This is a genomic window from Streptomyces sp. NPDC006872 (assembly GCF_040635845.1).
Lineage (GTDB): Bacteria > Actinomycetota > Actinomycetes > Streptomycetales > Streptomycetaceae > Streptomyces.
Window position 1 is genome coordinate 27,127 of the sequence record NZ_JBEYIL010000037.1, and the last position, 17,935, is coordinate 45,061.

The following is a 17,935-nucleotide window of genomic DNA, read 5'->3' on the forward strand; positions in this document are numbered from 1 at the left end:
GGTCGTCAACAGCGAGTGGAGGAAGGCAAAGCGATGAGTGCACAGCACGAAGTCGGCAGGGCGACCACCCACCGGGTTCTGATCGTGGGGGCGGGTTACGCGGGCATGTCCGCGGTCATCCAGCTCGCGGCGCGGGTCAAGCGGCGCGAGGACGTGCAGGTGACCCTCGTGAATGCGCAGGAGCGGTTCACCGAGCGGCTGCGGTTGCATATGACGGCGACCGGGCAGCAGCTCGCTGAGCTGAGCATTCCGGAGCTGCTGGAGGGGACGGGCGCACAGTTCGTGCGTGGCTGGGTGACGGCGGTGGACGCGGACACGAAGACGGTGCGGATCGACGACGACCAGGTCCTGCACTACGACACGCTGGTGTACGGATTGGGCAGCGTGGCCGACACGACTGCGGTGCCGGGCGTCGACGACCACACGTACAGCCTCAACAGCCCCCAGGACGCCGAGGTGCTGGCCGACCGGCTGGCGCGGCTCGGCGGCGGCACGGTGGTGGTCACCGGCAGCGGGCTGACCGGCGTCGAGTCGGCCGCGGAGATCGCCGAGCGGCACCCGGAGCTGAACGTCGTGCTGCTGGGCCGGGACGAACCCGGTGCGGCGATGAACCCGAAGGCCAGGACGTATCTGCAGTCGGCGCTCGACCGCCTCGGCGTCCGGGTGCGCAGCGGCGTCGAGGTGGTGAAGGCGCTGCCCGGGTCGGTCGAACTGGCGGGCGGTGAGAGCTTCGCCGCCGATGTCGTCCTGTGGACGAGCGGTACGCGGGTGTCGCCGCTGGCAGCCGCCGCCGGACTGGCCGTCGACGAGCGCGGCCGCATCGTCACCGACGCCGCGCTGCGTTCGGTGTCGCACCCGGAGGTGTACGCCATCGGTGACGCCGCGGCAATCCGCCAGGGCTACGGCGTCATGCACGGCACCTGCCAGGGCGGGATGCCGACCGGTGTGCACGCCGCGGTGTCGATCGTCCGCGCGCTGAAGGGCAAGCGGCCCAAGCCGTTCCGCTTCGGCTACTACCACACGCCGGTGAGCCTGGGCCGGCACGACGCGGTCGTGCAGTTCACCCGGCCCGACGACAGCCCGCGACGAATTCATCTGACCGGCCGGATGGCGGCCCGGTATAAGGAGACGGTGACTTCCTCGCCCTGGCCGACCTTCGGCCGTATGAAGAAGATGCCCGCCTCGGGCGCGTTCTGGCCGCATGGCGGTCGCTTCACCCGCGTCGCTGAAGGTACCGAGTGAGCGCCGGCGAGCAGGTCTTTCACGAGTACCGTAAGTTGCTGTTCTCCGTGGCCTACCGTGTCCTCGGCTCCGCGGCCGATGCCGAGGACGCGGTGCAGGACGCCTGGATAAGATGGTCGTCCGCCGACCGTTCCCAAGTCGCCGATCCCAAGGCGTACTTGACGCGGATCGTGTCCAACCTGGCGCTGGAACGTCTGCGTTCCAACCGGCACAAGCGCGAGACCTATGTCGGTCCGTGGCTGCCCGAGCCCATTCTCACCAGCGGTGACACCGCCGATGCCGTCACGGACGCCGAGTCGGTGTCGATGGCGATGCTGGTGGTGCTGGAGACGCTGAGCCCGCTGGAGCGCGCCGTCTTCGTGCTGAGGGAGGTCTTCGGCTTCAGCCACGCCGAGATCGCGGAGGCGGTGGAACGGACCGAGGCGGCGGTACGACAGGCCGCGCACCGTGCGCGTGAGCACGTACGCGCCCGCAGGCCCCGGTTTACCGCCGACCGCTCTCGGCAGCGCGAGGTCACGGAGCGGTTCTTCGCCGCCGCGACCGGTGGTGACATCAACGCCCTCATGGAGCTGTTGTCCCCGGACGTCATCCTGTGGACCGACGGCGGTGGCAAGGTCCGTCAGGCGCTCAAGCCGGTCGTAGGAGCGCAAACGGTGGCCTCGTGGTTCGCGGCCATCGGCACGGTCGCCTACCAGGGCGTCCAGCCCGCCGACATGCGTGCCGAACTCGTCGAGATCAACGGCGGCCCGGGCGTGGTGTTCAGCGCCCCGGACCGGGTGATCGCCACCATCACCTTCGACTTCGACGCCGACGGTCGCATCACTGCCATCCACAACGTTGCCAACCCCGACAAACTCCAGGCCATCACGGACGGCACCGCCCACGACGTCGCGACGTGGTGACCGTTGGACGAGACCTGCCCTCGCTCTGGCCGCAGTTTCGTTTCGTGAGCCCGTTCAGAAGGATCGGTAGATTTCCTCGGGCATCATCGTGAGCCCATGCCGCGTACTCCTCGAAGCCCAGGTTGTCGATGCTCGGGTTCGTGTGGACGTCGTGGAGCCCTGCGGGGATGGTACGGAAATCGCGACCGAACTCCGTCAGTTGTTCGTAATCCTCTTCGTCCACGCCCCCCCCGAGCCAGCGTGGTGACCGCCGGCAGCGGGTGGCTCTCGGCCTGCATGGTCGTACGGTCGGCGAGAAAGACAACGGCCAGGTCGTTGCCGCAGGCCGCAGCCTTCATCAGACCCGGAGCGGTTCAGTGGCTACTGGCGCATCCCCGCTTCCACCTGCACTTCACGCCCACCGGCTCATCATGGCTCAACCTGATGGAGCGATGGTTCGGTGAGCTGACCTCCGAAGAAGCTCCGCCGCGGTGTCCAGCGTTCCGTCCAGGCCCTCGAGCGCGACATCCGAACCTGGCTCACCGACTGGAACGAACAACCCAGACCCTTCGTCTGGACCAAGACCGCCGACGAGATCCTCAACAAAGTCGCCGCCTACTGCCAGAGAACCTCCGACTCACGTCAGTAGCGCCGCTTGTGCTGCTCTCGCCTTGTGCAGCCGGTTGTGCGCCGGGGGTTCTCTCGGCGTCATCTCACCTGCCTGGTCAAGGAGTTGGCGGTGCCGTGGCAGGCCGAAGCCGTGGCCGCCGCCATGCTGCGCGGGGCGGGGTCAGGAAGCGGGCTGAAGGTGCTGGTGCCCGCCACCAGCCGGTCTTCGTCGACCGGCTGGTGGTCATACTGATCCATCTGCGGCATGACCTGCCGCACCCAGTGTTCGGGCTGCTTTCGGGTGTCGACCGCTCCACCGTCACCCGCGCGATCGGAGAGACACGCACGCTCCTGGCTGACGGGGTGCGCGGCCCCCGACCGTCCCGGGCTGCGACTTCGGACCCTGGCCGACGCCCGAACCGAAGGCGTCGAGCTGCAGCTGGATACCATCGAGATCCCGGTACGCCGGTCTTCGGACGGCCGCGGCGGACGGCGCGCGTTCGTCTCCGGCAAGCGGCCGACCTCGGCGTCCATCGCTACACCCTGCGCTACCGCACGCGCCGCGTCGAGGAGATCCCGGGCCGCTTCCTGGACGCTCCGAACGTACGAATAGAGCTGTGGCTGGAGTTGAAGACCAAGGCTGCGGCCCGAGACCGGATCAGCTCCACCGCTGGTCCTCGCTGAGGGTGCAGGTCCACAGGATCGGCTTGACACCGCTGGCGGTGGGGACGGAAGGGCGGGCGGCTCCGGGGGTTGCGATAAGCGCGACGATGGTGATGGTTGTGACTCTGTGGCCTGTGTTTCTATGCCGGAGTGAACATCGAGAGCTTCGGGGTGCCGGACGGGAGGCCGAGCCGCTGGGTCCGGCGGAGGGCTGATGGCGATGTCGAGGAGCGCGTGTGGGTTCTCGCGGAGGTCCATGCGCGCGACGGCTATCCGGTGAACTGGCCGGATCAGCCCGGCGAGTGGCTGTCACGTGGTCCCCTGCTGGGCTCCTGGGTTGCCGAACTCGAGGGCGGCCTGGTCGGGCAGTCAGTTGTCGCAGGACGGCGAGGGCGATCTGGCCCCGATGTTGTGGAGCGAGCGGAATGGGGCGGCACGGGGTATGACCGCCGTGGTCAGCAGACTGTTCGTGGCCCGGCAGGCGAGGGGGCATCGGATCGGTGCACTGCTGATCGGCCGGGCGGTGGAGGAAGCGCGGCGTCGTGGCCTGCATCCGGTGCTCGACGTCGTCGCATCCGATAGCGCGGCGGCGGCCCTGTACGAGCGGCTGGGCTGGGAGCTGATGGCCACAGTCGAGCAGCGGTGGAGTCTGCACCAGACGGTGGCCATCCGCTGTTTTGGAGCAATAGTCAAGAGTTGTGGTCGCGGCCTTCAGCGATGGGTACGGTGATCTCGGCTGCCGCGCGCCCGGCTTCCTCTCGCACGTCCGTGTCGGGGTGGTTGAGGAAGGGCTTGATCAGCGGGCGGGCCAGGGGGTCGTGCGTCGCGCCGAAGATGTAGAGCGTAAAAGGTCGTCGACGCGGTCGGGTGGCCGTCTGGGTGATCGGGGATGAGAGCGGGGCCTCCGGCGCGGGCGTTGGTGTTGAATCCGGCTGGGCGACAGGAGCCCGTGGCACCGCAGCCCCCCCGCGCTGTTGCCGATGTCGTCCAATCCGGCTTTCCCGAGGGGTGATTGCCTCGCCCACCGGTTGGGGAACGCCGGTGACCGGCTGTACAGGCATCCGAGGTATCCGTCCGCCACGAGCGATGCGGAGTCGGCGGTCGTACGCGATGCCATGCGGGTCCCCGGCTGTCCGGAGATCCGCGGCGACCAGCCGCAGAGCCGTTGCCACGGGCAGATTGCCGACGCGGTGCCCTGTCTGGATTCATCCGCGCGGGCCGGTTCGCCGGGGCCGCGCCGGGGCCGTGGACCGTGGCGTTCACCCACGGCGATCTGCAGACCACGCACGTCTTCGTCGGCGGCGACGAGGTCACCGGCATCATCGACTGGTCCGAGGCGGGCCAGGGCGACGCCCTGGCCGACCATGCCACGTTCACACCCGGACACGAGGAGCATCTCGACGACGTCATCGCCTGCTATGGCACCGACACCGGCCTTGACGTGATCCGCGCATGGTGGCCGTTGCGAAGCCTGCTGATGGGCGGTCGGCTGACCGAGCAGCGTTTCGCCCCCTTTGCCCCGGGCTGCGAGGTCGACGTGCTGATCCCGGATGTGAGGCCGCGCGGGCCCGACGGCCGTGCGGGAGAAGTCCAGCAGGCGTGCGCTCCCGGGCTGCTGGACGACTCCACCATCACCCGCCACGATGCCTCCAAGGCACCAGAGCCTCCGGAGGAGGGGCAGGACATGCCCTCCGAGGCGATGCGCCATCTCTGCGCCCGCCTCGACCTCTACGAGGACATGCCCTGCCTCGGACTGCGGCCCGCCGTCATGCAGTCGATGGACACCGGCCGCCGACGCGAGGAGATGTGCCGCTCGAAGCGCGACTGCCTCACCCCGGACGGCCGGGCGATGGAACAGCGCCGGCCCGCGACAGCCGCCCATCCACGAGCCCACCGCACCAGCAGGAACGCGTACGCCGAGCCCATCTCCGGCGCGCTCACGCACCGCCGTCGCTCTCGCGGATCCGAGAAGCCCCCCAGCCGTGATCGCCGTGATGGCCCACCGCCGTACCGGCTAAGCCGAGCCCGCGTGACGCGACACCCGAGCCCCACCCGCTTCAGGCTCCGGATCGAAGGAGCAGGTGCCTCAGGCCTGGACGAGGACGGTGCACCAGACCTCGTTGTTGTCGCCGATGCCGCAGTCGGCGATCTCACCGCTGCGGATCTTCGTCCAGACGCCCTTCGCCCGCCAGTGCCACGTGCCGACCCGCGAGAACCGTTCGTGGTAGCCGTGCGTGGCGAAGGTGAAGGCGTCGACGTCGACGCCGGTCCCGTTGCCGCCCCGCGTTCCATTGCCGAACGTCAGCTGCTGGCACTTGGCGTGCTTGAACTCGCTCCCCGTGCCCCCGCCCCAGTTCCACACGTCGCAGTAGTGCGGGCCCGCGCCGAGGCTCGTCGTGTAGTGCATCGTCTCGCCGGTCCGGTTCTTGACCGCGCCGCACAAGGGGCCCACGCACCCGTCCGCGGAGGCGGTCGTGGCCCCGGCGACGACCACTCCGGACGCCATGAATGCGGTGGTGACGGCGGCCAGGACCGTCCGGTTCTTCACCCAGGACATCATCGTGCCCATACACAGATCCATTCTCTTCATCGTGTCGCGTCGGGGGCCCACCTGAGTCGGCTCGGGTGTGCCCCCACGGCACGCGGCGTCCGCCGCGGTCCGCCTGACGGCAGGTGAGCTGAGGATCTACTGTGAATCTTGCGAAAATCTTGCGACGGCTGTCCTGTGGCGGCTCCGGAGCGAATCACGGAGGGCCGCTTGGAGTCCCGGCCGCTGCACGGCGGACGCAGTCCCCGCCACCGGCTGCCGCTTCCGCCCGCCGCCCGTCCCACGTGAGGCACGATGAACCTTTACCTACTCGGACCCCTGGAACTGCGCGTCGCGGGGCGCGTGGTCGACGTCGGGCAGCCCCGTCGCCGAGCGGTCCTGGCAGCACTGGCTGCCGACACCGGTCGGCCCGTCCCCGTGAGCACGTTGATGGAACGTGTCTGGGATACCACCGCGCCTGAGGGAGCCCGATCGGTCCTGTACGCGCACATCAGCCGCCTCCGGCGACTCCTCGACGGCGCGACACCCACGCTGGACGACGGCGGCTCGGACGCACCCGCCCCGTCGCTCGGCATCCGCCGAAGCTCCGGAGGATACGTCCTGGAGGCCGACGAGGACGCCGTGGACCTGCTCCGTTTCCGCGCACTCGTCAAACAGGCGGGCGAGCCCGACCTGTCCGACGCCCGCCGCGCACACGTCCTGGACGAGGCCCTGCGGTTGTGGCGCGGCACGCCGCTGGACGGGCTGCCGGGGGAGTGGGCGGACCGCACCCGGACCGCGTGGACGCAGGAGCGTGTGGAGGCGGCCCTGGCCTGGTCGCGAGCCCTGCTGCGGCAGGGCGAGCCCGGGCAGGCGCCCGCCGTCCTGCAGCCCTTGCTGGCGGAACAGCCGCTCTCCGAGCCGCTCGCCGCAGAGACGATCCGGAGCCTGGCCGCCGCCGGAAGAACGGCCGAAGCGGTGGACACCTACACGAGCATCCGTCGGCGGCTCCACTCCGAGCTGGGCGTGTCGCCGGGCCGTGAACTGCGGTCGGTCTACGAGAAGATGCTGCGCGACACCGGACCGGACGCGTCGCCGACAGCGGGCTCCGGCCCCGTCACAGCTCGTGCGTCCACCCCGGCCCCCGCCGTGATTCCCGCCCAACTCCCTATGAAGGTCAGCAACTTCAGTGGTCGGGTAGAACAACTGGCCGAGCTCACACGGTGGCTGGATCCAGTGGACGGCCCTCGGACGGGCGAGAGCGGGTCGGCCATGGTCGTCTCGGCCGTCTCCGGCACGGCGGGCGTCGGCAAGACCGCACTTGCCGTGCGCTGGGCACACCAGGTGAGGGAAGCGTTCCCCGACGGGCAGCTCTACGTCGACCTGCGAGGCTACGACCCGGACGAACCGGTCTCCGCGGCCCAGGCCCTCGCCGGCTTTCTCACCGCCCTGGGCGTGCCCGGCCAGGAGATACCGCTGCGGCTCGAAGACCGCGCGGCCCGCTACCGCACGGCGGTCGACGGACGGCGCCTGCTCGTCCTCCTCGACAACGCCGCCTCCACAGCGCAGGTACGCCCGCTGCTGCCGGGCAGCCCGACCTGCAAAGTCCTGATCACGAGCCGTGACGCGCTGGCGTCCCTGGTATCGGTGCACGGAGCGCACCGCGTGGTCCTCGACGTCCTTGCGCCGTACGAGGCGCTCGCTCTGCTGCGCGCCCTGATCGGGCCGCGCGTCGACGCGGACCACGCGGCGGCCACCGCCCTCGTCGAGCAGTGCGGGGCACTGCCGCTGGCCCTGCGGATAGCGGCCGAACTCGTGCTGTCACGCCCTCTGGACCCGCTGTCCCGCCTGGCGGAGGAACTGCGAGACCACAAGAGACGTCTGGACCTCCTGGATTCGGCCGACGGTGATCCCCGAGGCGCCGTCCGATCGGTTTTCTCGTGGTCCTACGACCGCTTGCCCGAGCAGGAAGCACGCCTGTTCAGACTGCTGGGCCCGCACCCGGGACCCGACGCGGACGTCTACGAGGCCGCCGCACTGGCGGGCGAGAGCGTCGAACGCACACGGCGATCCCTCGACGTCCTGTCCCGCGCACACCTGGTCCACCGCAGCGGCCCGGGCCGCCACGCCATGCACGACCTCCTGCGCGTCTACGCCGCCGAACTCGCGAACCGGTCCGACCGGACGGCGGACCGTGACGCCGCCCTGACCCGGCTGCTGGACCACTGCCTGGCGTCGGCGTCGGCCGCCATGGACGTGCTGTACCCCGCCGAACGACATCTGCGTCCGGCGGTCGTGTCACCACCCACCGGCCTGCCGCCGCTGCGTACGGCCGATGAGTGCCGCGCGTGGCTGCGCGCCACACAGCCCACCCTCGTCGCCCTGTGTTCCCGGACCGATGACCCCGGCCCGGCCCGCCACATCGTACGGATCGCCACCACGCTCCACCGCCACTACGAGCGCTCGGGCCACTTCGCCGACGCACTGACCGTGCACACCAACGCCTTACGCGCGGCCCGCGCGGTGGCGGACACCCGCGGCGAGGTCGACGTCCTCGCCTGCATCGGCGCTGTCCACCGGCGGCTCGGCGACTACGAGAGCGCCCGCCGCCACCACATGGACGCGCTGTCGCTGAGCCGCCGGATCGGATACGAGGCCGGCGAGGCCCGCCACCTCACCAACGTGGGCGTACTGCACGAACTCCAGGGCCGATACCGGGAAGCCGCCGAACAGCACGAGAAGGCGGTCGAACTGTTCCGCGCCGTCGGCGACGCCCCTGGCGAGGCCGACGTGCTGAACAACCTCGGCATCGTGCAGGAACTGCTGGAGGACTACCAGGCCTCGATCCAGCGCTACCAACAGGCATTGGCCCTGTACCGGCAGACGGGCCACACGTTCGGCGAGGCCAGCGCCCTCGGTAACCTCGGCATCGTCCTGACACGACTGGGCGACCATCAGGCCGCGGCCGGACGCTTCGAGCAGGCGCTCGCCCTCTTCCGGCGCCTGGGACACACCGGCGGAGAGGCCCACGCACTCTCCAACCTGGGCGACGCGATGTGCCGCCAGGGCAGATACGAAGAGGCCGCCGAACACCAGCACCAGGCCCTTGCCCACTTCCGGCGCACCGGCGAAGCCTACGGAGAGGCGGGCGCCCTGAACGGCCTGGGCGAGGCCCTGCATGGCACCGGCCGGCACACCGAGGCCCTGGACGCCCACGCAGCCGCCCTCGAAGTGGCCTGCGGAATCGAGGAAAAGGAAGAACAGGCCCGCGCCCACATCGGTTCGGCCCACGTCTGGCAGCACACGGGGAATCGGGACGACGCGATCGGTCACTATCGGCAGGCGTTGTCCTTGTACACCGAGCTCGGCTCACCACGTGCGGAGGAAGCACGCAAGGCCCTCCTCGCCGTGACGGCCCGGTAGTCCAGCGTCTCGCGGCGCCTGCCCGGGACGTTGTCACCTCGATGGCTGCACGCACATCCTGGGCCTGGAGGCGGATGATCCGGGGTTCCCTTTGATGAGGCTCGTTGAATTTGGCGCTGTCCGCAGTTCCGTGAATCCCCAGGTCGGGGAGGTGAGCGAGGGATCGTTTCGGCAGACTATGTCCCGGCATGGCAAGCAAGGCGGTCGAGGCTGTGTTGTTTCCCGGGATCGATGTGCGAGTGGAGCGCGTCAGCGCCTCCTCCGACGTCCTTGTGGTGGCGGCGGTGGCCATCGGCCGGCCGGGCCGGTGCCCGGACTGCCGGAAGCGGGCAAGACGCGTGCACAGCGCTTACCAACGAGCCCTGGATGAGCGGCCGTTGGGATCCCGTCGGGTCGTGGTACGGCTGCGGGTACGCCGGTACTTCTGCGACCGGAAGAACTGTTCGCGCCGGACGTTCGCTGAGCAGGTGCCGGGCCTGTCGGAGCGGCACCGCCGCTCCAGCACCGGGCTGACGGGCTGGCTGAGGTCGATCGCCGTCGAGTTGGGCGGTCGGCCGGCCGCGCGGTTATGCCGTCGGCTGCGTCTGGCCGCGGGCCGGACCCGGTTGCTCAGACTGCTGACGGCACCAGCGGTGCCGGACCGCGCCCCGCGTGTGCTGGGGGTGGACGAATTCGCAAGGGCGGCGGGTTCCCGCCGGAGGGCGTGTGGGAATCGGGGAACCCGTCGGATTCGCGTGGGCCCTGTGGGCGATCATGAAATTCCCAGGTTGAGCGGGCTCTGCGTCACGCAATTCCCCACCCCCGCGGTCACGTAATTGCCCATGGGGATGACGGACTGTCCGTCGTCGTACAAGCGGATTGGCCCGAGGGTTCGTGGTCAGGCTGCTGGGCGGGGGGTGTAGAGCGCGGCCGTCTCTGCGGCCTTGTGGGCCAGGGCCTGGCGGAGGTCGTCGGGGGTGAGGACTTCGGCGTCGGGCCCGAAAGCGAGGAGCATCTCGGCGGCCACGAGTGCGCGGAAGCGCAGCTCGACTCTGGTCCAGCCCGGCTCGTACTCCGCCTGCGACGGGCGGGCGGGGTCGAGGTCGGGTTCGTGGATGCGCAGGAACTTGGCGAGGATCTCGTCGCGGACCTTGACGGTGACAGCGATGAGGGCGGGGATGTCGTCGATGCGGCGGCGGAGGGTGTCCCACACGTCGGCGAGCTCTATGCCATCGCGGCGGAGGGCGGGCTGGTCGAGGACGGTGGCGGACTGGGCGCGGTCGGTGCGGAAGAGGCGGGGTTCGCCGTCGTGGTCGGCGACGAGGTACCAGACTCCGGCTTTGCTGACCAGGCCGTAGGGGTCGAGGGTGTAGGTGCGCGTCTGGTTGTCGCGGCCGTGGCGGTAGCGCAGCCGCAGGCGGCGGTCGGTGATGACGGCTTGCTGGAAGGCGGCCAGGTCGGTGGCGGGCTGGTCGGGGCCGGGGGTGCCGCGCCAGCGGACGGGGTCGATGAGGATGCGGCGGCTGACGAGATCGGCGTCGAGGCGGTGGGGCGCGGGCAGGGCGGCCATGACCTTACGCAGGGCGGAGCCGAGGGCCGGCCCCAGGCCGAGGTCGGTGTGGGCGGGGCCGGAGAGCAGGACGAACAGGGCGCGGGACTCGTCGGCGGTCAGTCCGGTGACGTCGGTGCGAAAGCCGGGGAGCAGGGCGATGCCGCCCTGGGGGCCGCGGACGGTGTAGACGGGGACTCCGGCGGCGGACAGGGCCTCGACGTCCCGCATGATCGTGCGGACCGAGACCTCCAGGCGGTCGGCCAGGTCGGAGGCGGGCAGCTGCTGGTGGGTCTGCAGCAGCAGCATGATCGAGAGCAGTCGGTCGGATTTCATGGCTCCAAAAATCCCTCACGTATATGACTAAGGGTGTCATATATGGCGGGGAGGATGCAGTCATCGGGCCGCCGACGGGGCGGCCCGGACGCTCCGGACAGGCGGGCTGACGGCCTGCCGGATGTACTGGAGCGAACGAGAAGGAAAGGTGCATCCCCATGACTGCCGCCACCGGATCCGCGCAGGAGATCGCCCGGGCGTACACCGAGGCGTGGATGAAGGGCGACGTCGACAAGGCGCTGTCCTACGTCGCAGCCGACGCGGTCTGCAAGGCCCCGAACGGCATGTTCGAGGGCAAGGACGGCTTTAGGACGTTCATCGGTCCCTTCGCCGGCTCGCTCAACGGCGCCACCCTCATCGACGTCCTGGGCGACGACACCCACGCTGCCGTCGTCTACACCCTGGACGCCCCGTTCAAGAGCGACTTCCCCGGCATGGACTACGTCACCGTCACCGACGGCCAGATCACCGAGGTGCTCAGCCACTTCGACCTGTCCCCGCTCATCCAGGCCGGCGGCAACCCCCAGCACTGAACACCGGCGCGCTCGGGGCCGGCAGCCAGTGTTGTCGGCCCCGAGCGCGGCACCCCGCAGCCCACCGCCGCACGTGATCGAAGGCAGCATGAACCCCCCCGCAGCCCTCACCACCCGGGGCGACACAATCGTCTTCCCGAAACCGCTGATCCGGGCCAGGATCGTCCGCCGCCCGAACCGGTTCATCATCGACGCCGACCTCGACGGGGCCGAGGTCGCCTGTCACTGCCCGACCACCGGGCGCATCGGCAATCTGGTTCTGGACGGACTGGACTGCCTGCTCTCACCCAGCCACAACCCGGCCCGCAAGACCCCTTACACCGTGGAAGCCGTCAGCGTCGATGCCCCCGGCACCGCCCGCCCGGCCTGGATCGGCATCAACCAGAACGCCGCCAACCGCTACGTCGAACAGGCCCTCGTCCACCACCTGCTGCCCGACATCGTCGCCGCGCACAGCGTGCTGCGCGAACAGACCCTGGGCGCCTCCCGCCTCGACTTCCTCGTCGACGACACCTACGTCGAGGTGAAGACCCCGCTGGACCACCTCCAGGTCACCCTGGGCGAGCACGTCCGCACCCGGCCCCGCCCGCCGCTGGCCTCGACTGACCGGCTGGTCAAGCACATCGGCGAGCTGGGCCACAGCCTGAAGTCCCATCAGCGCGCTGTGCTGCTGGTCTGCTTCCTGTACGACAACCCCGGCTTTAGGGTCCAGGCCAGCAGCCACCACGACGAGGTCCACTCCACGGTCGCCCAGGCCGTTCGCGACGGCGTGGAGATCTGGCAGGTCAACTTCCGCCTGAACGCGTCCGGCGTCCGCGTCGCGCGCTACTGCGATCTCACCAGCCAGTTCCTCGCCTGACGGCGGGCGCCCCTTCCCACCGCCGACGTGCCCGGCGCCCGCATCCCCCGACACCAGTTCAACCGCACAGCTCACCCCAAGGAACACGTCTCATGCGCAGGATCCAGTACCACCGCTACGGCGGCCCCGACACGATGCGACTGGAGGACTTCGCCCTGCCCGCCCCGCAGCAGGGCGAGGTCGCGGTCTTGGTCGTCGCGGCCGCGGTCAACCCGATCGACTGGAAGGTCCGCGCGGGCGAGCTGAAGATGATGACCGGCCGGTCCTTCCCCCGCGCGATGGGCTCGGACTTCTCCGGCACCGTCACCGCGATCGGCCCCGGCGTCACCGGTCTCAAGCCCGGCGACCAGGTGTACGGGATCGCGCCTCTCAAGTCGAGCGGTGCGTTCGGCGAAGCCGTCGTCGTTCCCGCCTCCCACCTGGCCCTCAAGCCCGCCAGTCTCTCCTTCGAGCAGGCCGCGGCGCTCGCCACCCCCGCGGTCATGGCCTTCGCCGGACTTGTCGACCGCGCCCACCTGCAGCCGGGGCAGCGGGTCTTCGTCAACGGGGCGACTGGCGGCGTCGGTGAGGCCGTCGTCCAGCTCGCCCACGCCCTCGGCGCCACCGTCACTGGCACCAGCGGCCCCGCCTCCACGCCGCGCGCCCGTGCCCTGGGCATTGACCAGGTCCTCGACTACACCACCGTCGACCCCGCCGACCGTGCAGACCTGCACGGCGCGTTCGACGTCGTCTTTGACACTGGAGGCTTTCTGCCGGTCAAGAACGCGATGCGTCTGCTGAACAAGACGGGCGTCTTCCTCGACATCAACGCCACCCCCGCCAAGTTCGGGCACGCCGCCGTCATCCGCCGCCACAAGATCTTCTTCTGCAAGCCCGACAGCCAGACCCTCACCACCGCCGCCGACCGGGCCGCCGCCGGGGACATCCGTATGTCCGTCGGCGAAACCGTCCCCCTGGAAGGCGCCACCGAACTGATCACCGGCCTGGAAACAGGCCGCAAGATCGACGGCAAGGGGCTGATCCTCGCCGGCCGCAACAACTGACACTGCCCATCTGTCCCCTCACCGCCCGCGGGCGCCGACGCAGGGCCCCCCGCGGGGCAGTGAGGGACCAAAGCCGTGGGCCGCGGGACCGGCCCTGATCACAATCGCTTTCCGTCCAGCGCACGCGGCGCAGCCCCCTGAGCTCCCACGAGCCGCAGCAGATGGCCGGGACACCGAGACCAAACGCCACAGCGCGCACGCAGTGCACTCCATGGTCAACGGGGGCGCTCAGCCATGGGAAGCGCACGATGGCAAGGAGAACCTTCAGCGTGGTCGACATCACGGAGATCTACATCCACTGGTACGCGGGCCGCTTCAGCGCGCGGTTGGCGCCGTCGGCGAACGCGCCGCCGCGGTCCCGGCAGATCATCTTCACGTGCTGGTGGTCTCGGAGCCAGGCGGCGAAGGTGTCTGCAGTGCGGTCGGGCAGCACATCCACGGGCCGGCGGGAGGCCATGTCCAGCAAGATGGCGCCAAATCTCCGGCCGCGGCGAAACGCGAACTCATCCACCCCCAGCACCTCCACCTCCGGAATCGGCGGGAGGTCCAGGCGGTGGATCAGCCGTAGCAGCGTGGACCCGCTGACCGGGACGGCCATGTGGGCTGCGAGGCGTTCGCCCGCCCGGCCGCCGAGCGCCAAGGCGACCTGCTCCAGCAGGCGTTGCAGGCCGATGGTCCGCCGTCCGTACCGGAAGGTCAGCCGCTCGACCTGCTCGACGAACGTCCTCTTCACGCACGCGGTGTTGTCGCAGAAGAAGCGCCCGACTTCGAGATCGATCGCTGTCTCCTGCCCACCAGCCGCCCCGTCGGAGAGTCTTCGCCCGTAACGGCTGTGCACTCGAGCCGAGACCGTTCCGCACCCAGAACAGCGGGCCGCCGGCACAAGGCATCTGGCCCTGATCCGCACGGACTTACCGATGCGGACCACGCTGTCGACCACCACCTGCGACAGACACGGGAATAGAACTTTCAGCAGCTCAACAGCATGATCCCCCACTGCGGAGGGCTACCCAAAGACCACCGGCTTCACGGAAAGTGCCGAAGAGCCTGGGAATTCCCCAGCGGCGGCCACTTGGCGGGGAGCTATCTGGCCGCCGGCGGTCACTCTGCGTTCCCGGATGGTTCGTCGTTCTTGACCGGTCCCGGCGGCAGCTAGGGCCTGGCTCCGGTAGCACCTGGATGGGGTTGTTGCACATGCCGTAGCGGCATGTGGTGGGGTCGGGGCACCACAGCACGAAAGGCTCTGTCTGCAATGTACCCCTCCCTCACGCCTCCCCGGCAGGTCAAGATCGGTGATGCCGCTGCGTTCGCCGGGATCACCCCACGCACCATCCGCCACTACCACGAGATCGGTCTGCTGCCGGAGCCCGAGCGCGGCGGGGACGGCCGCCGCCGCTACGGCTATGACGACATGACCCGCCTGCTGTGGATCCGCAAGATGGCTGATGCCGGTATCAGCCTGGACGACATGCGGGCCGCCTTCGGCGAAGCCCGGGACGAAGCTGGAGACGAAGCCCTGGACCAAGCCCCGGATATCGAGTCGGTCCTGAGCAGGCTTGAGGAAACCTTGGCGGCGCAGGAGGCCGCCATCAAACGTCGGCGCACGGCTGTCCAGCGCCTGCAGGCGGTGGGCAGCCCGCTGGGGCTGCTCTCCGAACTGGTCACGGACCGGCTCAGCCACCTGCCCCCGGGCGCGTTGCGCCCCTCCGATGTGGACGCCCTGCTAGTCACAGAACGGATCTTCGGGCCGCTGGGCGCCGCCATCCAGGCCGGCACGTTCATCGTGCTGGCCACCCACCCCGACCTGCGGGCCGAGGAGGACCGTCTTGAGGCGGCCGAGGCCGCCCTCGACGACGGCGTCGAACCCGACGACCCGCGCGTCGAAGAGCTCGCCGTACAGCGATGCGCTCACCAAATGGCCCTGAATCAGGCCATCGAGGCAACTGGTCTCGACGCGGCCGAGGAGAAGATCTTCGAGATCTACGACGCCGACCTGAAAAGGGAGGAGGTCACAGAGATGAGTGCCGCCACAGCGATCACCAAGATGCCTTACGACTTCTCTCCTGCCCGGATGCGCTGCGTGGAACTCGCCGGACGGCTCTTCGGCGAGGCCCTTGCCGACGCCCACTCCGCGGACAGCTGATCGCCTGTGCCTGGCACTGACGTGGGCCGACAACCGGTCGCGTTCATCCGCATGTGACCGATCGGGTCAGACGTCGAGCCCGGGCCGTAACCAAGAGTGACATCACAACTGGCCGTACGTGGGGATTCCGAACGGTTCTGATCCACTTCTTGTGTGGCGGTGGCGGAGGGTGACGGTGCTCAGTCTGCGAGGAGGATCTGGCGTCGGAGGAGGTCGAATCCGGCCCGGCCATATCCGTCCCTTTTGATCCGCTTGACCCTGTTGACGTTGCCCTCGACCTTGCCCGAGCTCCACTCCAGGGTGAGTCCGGCGGTGACGGCGTCGAAGTCCTGCCGCAGGCCACGGGCCAGACTTCGTAGCGGCTTCAACCCGGTGTTCTCGGCGCGGGTGAGCCAGTCGTCGAGTTCACTACCGCGACGCTCGGTCATCATCCGGGCGAAGTCGCGCACGCAGTCGGCGGCAGCATCCAACTCCGGGCAGCGGAGCAGAAGTTGCTTGCGCTTGAGCGCGTTGTTCTCGTCGATCTTGTCGGGATGCGCGGTGATCAGCCAGGTAGCTTTCCGGACGGTCAGCTCCGTGGGCTTCTCGGGTGCGGGCTTCCCGCTGGACCGCACTTGTTCCAGGTGGCGGCGGACAGTTCGCTTACTGCCGTGATAGCCGAGCTCGGTGATCTCCGCGTGAAGCCGTGCCGCGTCCGTGCAGCCCTCGTTCCATCGCCGGTACAGATACGGCGAATAGGCGTGGATCTGGCCGTAGCGGCCGGCGCCCGTGCCGAGGGATGCCTCTTCGGGAGTGGCGGCGTGCGCGTAGCGGCGCACGGTCTTGCGGTCGAGCCCGAGGGTCTTGGCGATCACCTCGATCTGCACGCCCTTGTCGTACAGGGCATGCACTGCGGCATGACGCTCGCGACGCTTGATCGCGCGCGGCCCTTCCACGGGCTCGTCTGGTGCGTCGGCGGCGGCCGGGCCAGCCTTCACGGCGGTGGGGTTGTCGGTGCTCGTGCCCTCGGCGGGCTCGGTGAGGCACGTGCGGTGCTGGGCGACGCACTTCTCGATGGCTTCGCACAGGTTCTTCCAGAGGTGGTACCTGTCCGCGACCTGCGTGGCGTCCGGGCAGACGGTGCGGACGGCTTCGGCGTAGGCGCTGGCTCGGTCTCTGCACACGATCTCGGCCCCGGGGTGGTCGCGGAGCCAGGCAGAGAGCGTCTCCGAGGTGCGGTCGGGCAGCACGTCCACACGCTCGCCGGTCTCCACGTCCAAGATGATCGTGCCGTACACGTGGCCCTTCTTGAATGCGAAATCATCCACACCCATCACCCGAGGTGCGGTTGACGGCTGTTGGTCCGGGAGCTTGCGCAGCATCCTGATCAGCGAGTTCGCACTGACGGGGACCGACAGGTGCGCGGCCAGCCGGGCCGCGGGACGTCCCGCGAGGGCCAGTGCTATCCGCTCCAGCGTCCGACGGAGTGCGGGAGTGCGGCGCGCGAACCGCTCGGTGAGCCCGTCTATCTGCTCGACGAACGTACGGCGTGTGCATGCCGCCACCTGGCACAGGAAGCGCCGCACCGCCAGGTCGATCACGACTTTCCGTCCAGCTACCGCCAGGTCGGCCAGCCGTCGCCGATACCCACCATGCACACGGCCAGACAGCGCGCCGCACCCGGGGCAGGCAGCCTCCCGGGTCACCGTACGCGCCGTGAGCGCCACCCCGCCATCGTCGACCAGTACCTGTTCCACCACCACCGACGCCAGATGAGGGAAGGCCACCGAGAGCACGCTGCAATCACACGAACAGGCATTCTTCCAGCAGCTTGTGACGCTACGTCATCACCCCACAAGAAGTGGATCAGAACCGTTGTGTTTCCCCGCTGGCGGCCACTTGACGGGGAGTCATCTGGCCGCCAACGGTGACGCTGCGTTGATGTTCCGGGGTGTCAGCTCGATGGTCGCCTCGGCCGGCCGGGGCTACGGACGGAGCACGATCTTGCCGTGGGTGTGCCCCCGTTCCAGCTCGCGGAACGCGTCTCGCACCCGCTCCAGCGGGTAGGTGCGGGCGATCGGCACCTCCAGCTCCCCGCGCGTGGCAAGCCGGGCCAGCTCGCCGAGCACGACCGCGCACGCCGCCGCACCTTCTCCGTAGGTTTGCGCC

13 protein-coding genes and 6 pseudogenes are annotated in these 17,935 nt (G+C 69.5%); 13 read left to right on the forward strand and 6 right to left on the reverse strand.

Annotated elements, in window-relative coordinates; translation table 11 throughout:
* Positions 1-33: 33 nt before the first annotated feature.
* The 7 genes and pseudogenes from ABZ725_RS50870 to ABZ725_RS50900 form a co-directional block, all read left to right on the forward strand.
* Positions 34-1,242: an FAD-dependent oxidoreductase gene (locus ABZ725_RS50870; RefSeq protein WP_358809189.1), complete on the forward strand. Its 1,209-nt coding sequence runs from the start codon at positions 34-36 to the stop codon at positions 1,240-1,242.
* Positions 1,239-2,144, forward strand: a complete 906-nt coding sequence (locus ABZ725_RS50875; protein ID WP_358809190.1) for an RNA polymerase sigma-70 factor — start codon at positions 1,239-1,241, stop codon at positions 2,142-2,144. The genes ABZ725_RS50870 and ABZ725_RS50875 overlap by 4 nt, the downstream gene beginning before the upstream one ends.
* 357 nt (positions 2,145-2,501) lie before the next feature.
* Positions 2,502-2,772, forward strand: a pseudogene (locus ABZ725_RS50880) (IS630 family transposase); the annotation flags it as partial.
* A 6-nt stretch (positions 2,773-2,778) separates the two neighbouring features.
* A pseudogene (locus ABZ725_RS50885) lies at positions 2,779-3,249 on the forward strand (transposase family protein); the annotation flags it as partial.
* Positions 3,246-3,416, forward strand: a pseudogene (locus tag ABZ725_RS50890) (helix-turn-helix domain-containing protein); the annotation flags it as partial. The pseudogenes ABZ725_RS50885 and ABZ725_RS50890, both read left to right, overlap by 4 nt.
* A gap of 213 nt (positions 3,417-3,629) precedes the next feature.
* Positions 3,630-4,125 (forward strand): annotated as a pseudogene (locus ABZ725_RS50895) (GNAT family N-acetyltransferase).
* A gap of 489 nt (positions 4,126-4,614) precedes the next feature.
* Positions 4,615-4,950: pseudogene (locus tag ABZ725_RS50900) on the forward strand (phosphotransferase); the annotation flags it as partial.
* Positions 4,951-5,481: 531 nt separating this feature from the next.
* Here the strand turns inward: ABZ725_RS50900 and ABZ725_RS50905 are convergent.
* Positions 5,482-5,964, reverse strand: coding sequence for a hypothetical protein (locus ABZ725_RS50905; protein ID WP_358809199.1), 483 nt, complete (start codon positions 5,962-5,964; stop codon positions 5,482-5,484).
* 273 nt (positions 5,965-6,237) lie between these two features.
* Between ABZ725_RS50905 and ABZ725_RS50910 the strand changes: the two genes are divergently transcribed.
* The gene (locus ABZ725_RS50910) at positions 6,238-9,345 is read left to right on the forward strand and encodes a tetratricopeptide repeat protein (protein ID WP_358809191.1); all 3,108 of its coding nucleotides are present in this window, start codon (positions 6,238-6,240) and stop codon (positions 9,343-9,345) included.
* A gap of 188 nt (positions 9,346-9,533) precedes the next feature.
* The gene (locus tag ABZ725_RS50915; protein ID WP_358809192.1) at positions 9,534-10,160 is read left to right on the forward strand and encodes a transposase family protein; all 627 of its coding nucleotides are present in this window, start codon (positions 9,534-9,536) and stop codon (positions 10,158-10,160) included.
* A 62-nt stretch (positions 10,161-10,222) separates the two neighbouring features.
* On the opposite strand, the gene ABZ725_RS50920 is transcribed toward ABZ725_RS50915, so the two are convergent.
* Positions 10,223-11,209, reverse strand: a complete 987-nt coding sequence (locus tag ABZ725_RS50920; protein ID WP_358809193.1) for a YafY family protein — start codon at positions 11,207-11,209, stop codon at positions 10,223-10,225.
* 158 nt (positions 11,210-11,367) lie between these two features.
* Between ABZ725_RS50920 and ABZ725_RS50925 the strand changes: the two genes are divergently transcribed.
* The 3 genes from ABZ725_RS50925 (at position 11,368) to ABZ725_RS50935 (ending at position 13,644) form a co-directional block, all read left to right on the forward strand.
* Entirely contained in the window at positions 11,368-11,742 is a 375-nt protein-coding gene (locus tag ABZ725_RS50925; RefSeq protein WP_351916536.1) for a nuclear transport factor 2 family protein, read from the forward strand.
* Between the two features lie 88 nt (positions 11,743-11,830).
* Complete coding sequence (locus ABZ725_RS50930) at positions 11,831-12,601, forward strand: DNA/RNA nuclease SfsA (protein ID WP_358809194.1); 771 nt, start codon at positions 11,831-11,833, stop codon at positions 12,599-12,601.
* Between the two features lie 92 nt (positions 12,602-12,693).
* Entirely contained in the window at positions 12,694-13,644 is a 951-nt protein-coding gene (locus ABZ725_RS50935; RefSeq protein ID WP_351916533.1) for an NAD(P)-dependent alcohol dehydrogenase, read from the forward strand.
* Between the two features lie 289 nt (positions 13,645-13,933).
* Here the strand turns inward: ABZ725_RS50935 and ABZ725_RS50940 are convergent, their stop codons facing one another.
* Entirely contained in the window at positions 13,934-14,377 is a 444-nt protein-coding gene (locus tag ABZ725_RS50940; protein ID WP_358809198.1) for a transposase, read from the reverse strand.
* Between the two features lie 21 nt (positions 14,378-14,398).
* Positions 14,399-14,641, reverse strand: a pseudogene (locus ABZ725_RS50945) (ISL3 family transposase); the annotation flags it as partial.
* A 255-nt stretch (positions 14,642-14,896) separates the two neighbouring features.
* On the opposite strand from ABZ725_RS50945, the gene ABZ725_RS50950 reads away from it, so the two are divergent.
* A complete protein-coding gene (locus ABZ725_RS50950) occupies positions 14,897-15,787 on the forward strand; it encodes a MerR family transcriptional regulator (RefSeq protein WP_358809195.1) in 891 nt (296 codons plus the stop codon).
* A 179-nt stretch (positions 15,788-15,966) separates the two neighbouring features.
* On the opposite strand, the gene ABZ725_RS50955 is transcribed toward ABZ725_RS50950, so the two are convergent.
* Together ABZ725_RS50955 and ABZ725_RS50960 are read right to left on the reverse strand one after the other, a co-directional pair.
* A complete protein-coding gene (locus ABZ725_RS50955) occupies positions 15,967-17,562 on the reverse strand; it encodes an ISL3 family transposase (protein ID WP_358809196.1) in 1,596 nt (531 codons plus the stop codon).
* Between the two features lie 189 nt (positions 17,563-17,751).
* The coding region (locus ABZ725_RS50960) for a zinc-binding dehydrogenase (RefSeq protein ID WP_358809197.1) at positions 17,752-17,935 on the reverse strand (184 nt) is incomplete at its 5' end.

Excerpts from the sequence above, each read along its gene's own strand:
- ABZ725_RS50870 (WP_358809189.1), top strand. The coding sequence starts at position 34 with ATGAGTGCACAGCACGAAGTCGGCAGGGCGACCACCCACCGGGTTCTG.
- ABZ725_RS50905 (WP_358809199.1), bottom strand. The coding sequence starts at position 5,964 with ATGGGCACGATGATGTCCTGGGTGAAGAACCGGACGGTCCTGGCCGCC.
- ABZ725_RS50910 (WP_358809191.1), top strand. The coding sequence starts at position 6,238 with ATGAACCTTTACCTACTCGGACCCCTGGAACTGCGCGTCGCGGGGCGC.
- ABZ725_RS50915 (WP_358809192.1), top strand. The coding sequence starts at position 9,534 with ATGGCAAGCAAGGCGGTCGAGGCTGTGTTGTTTCCCGGGATCGATGTG.
- ABZ725_RS50920 (WP_358809193.1), bottom strand. The coding sequence starts at position 11,209 with ATGAAATCCGACCGACTGCTCTCGATCATGCTGCTGCTGCAGACCCAC.
- ABZ725_RS50925 (WP_351916536.1), top strand. The coding sequence starts at position 11,368 with ATGACTGCCGCCACCGGATCCGCGCAGGAGATCGCCCGGGCGTACACC.
- ABZ725_RS50930 (WP_358809194.1), top strand. The coding sequence starts at position 11,831 with ATGAACCCCCCCGCAGCCCTCACCACCCGGGGCGACACAATCGTCTTC.
- ABZ725_RS50935 (WP_351916533.1), top strand. The coding sequence starts at position 12,694 with ATGCGCAGGATCCAGTACCACCGCTACGGCGGCCCCGACACGATGCGA.
- ABZ725_RS50950 (WP_358809195.1), top strand. The coding sequence starts at position 14,897 with ATGTACCCCTCCCTCACGCCTCCCCGGCAGGTCAAGATCGGTGATGCC.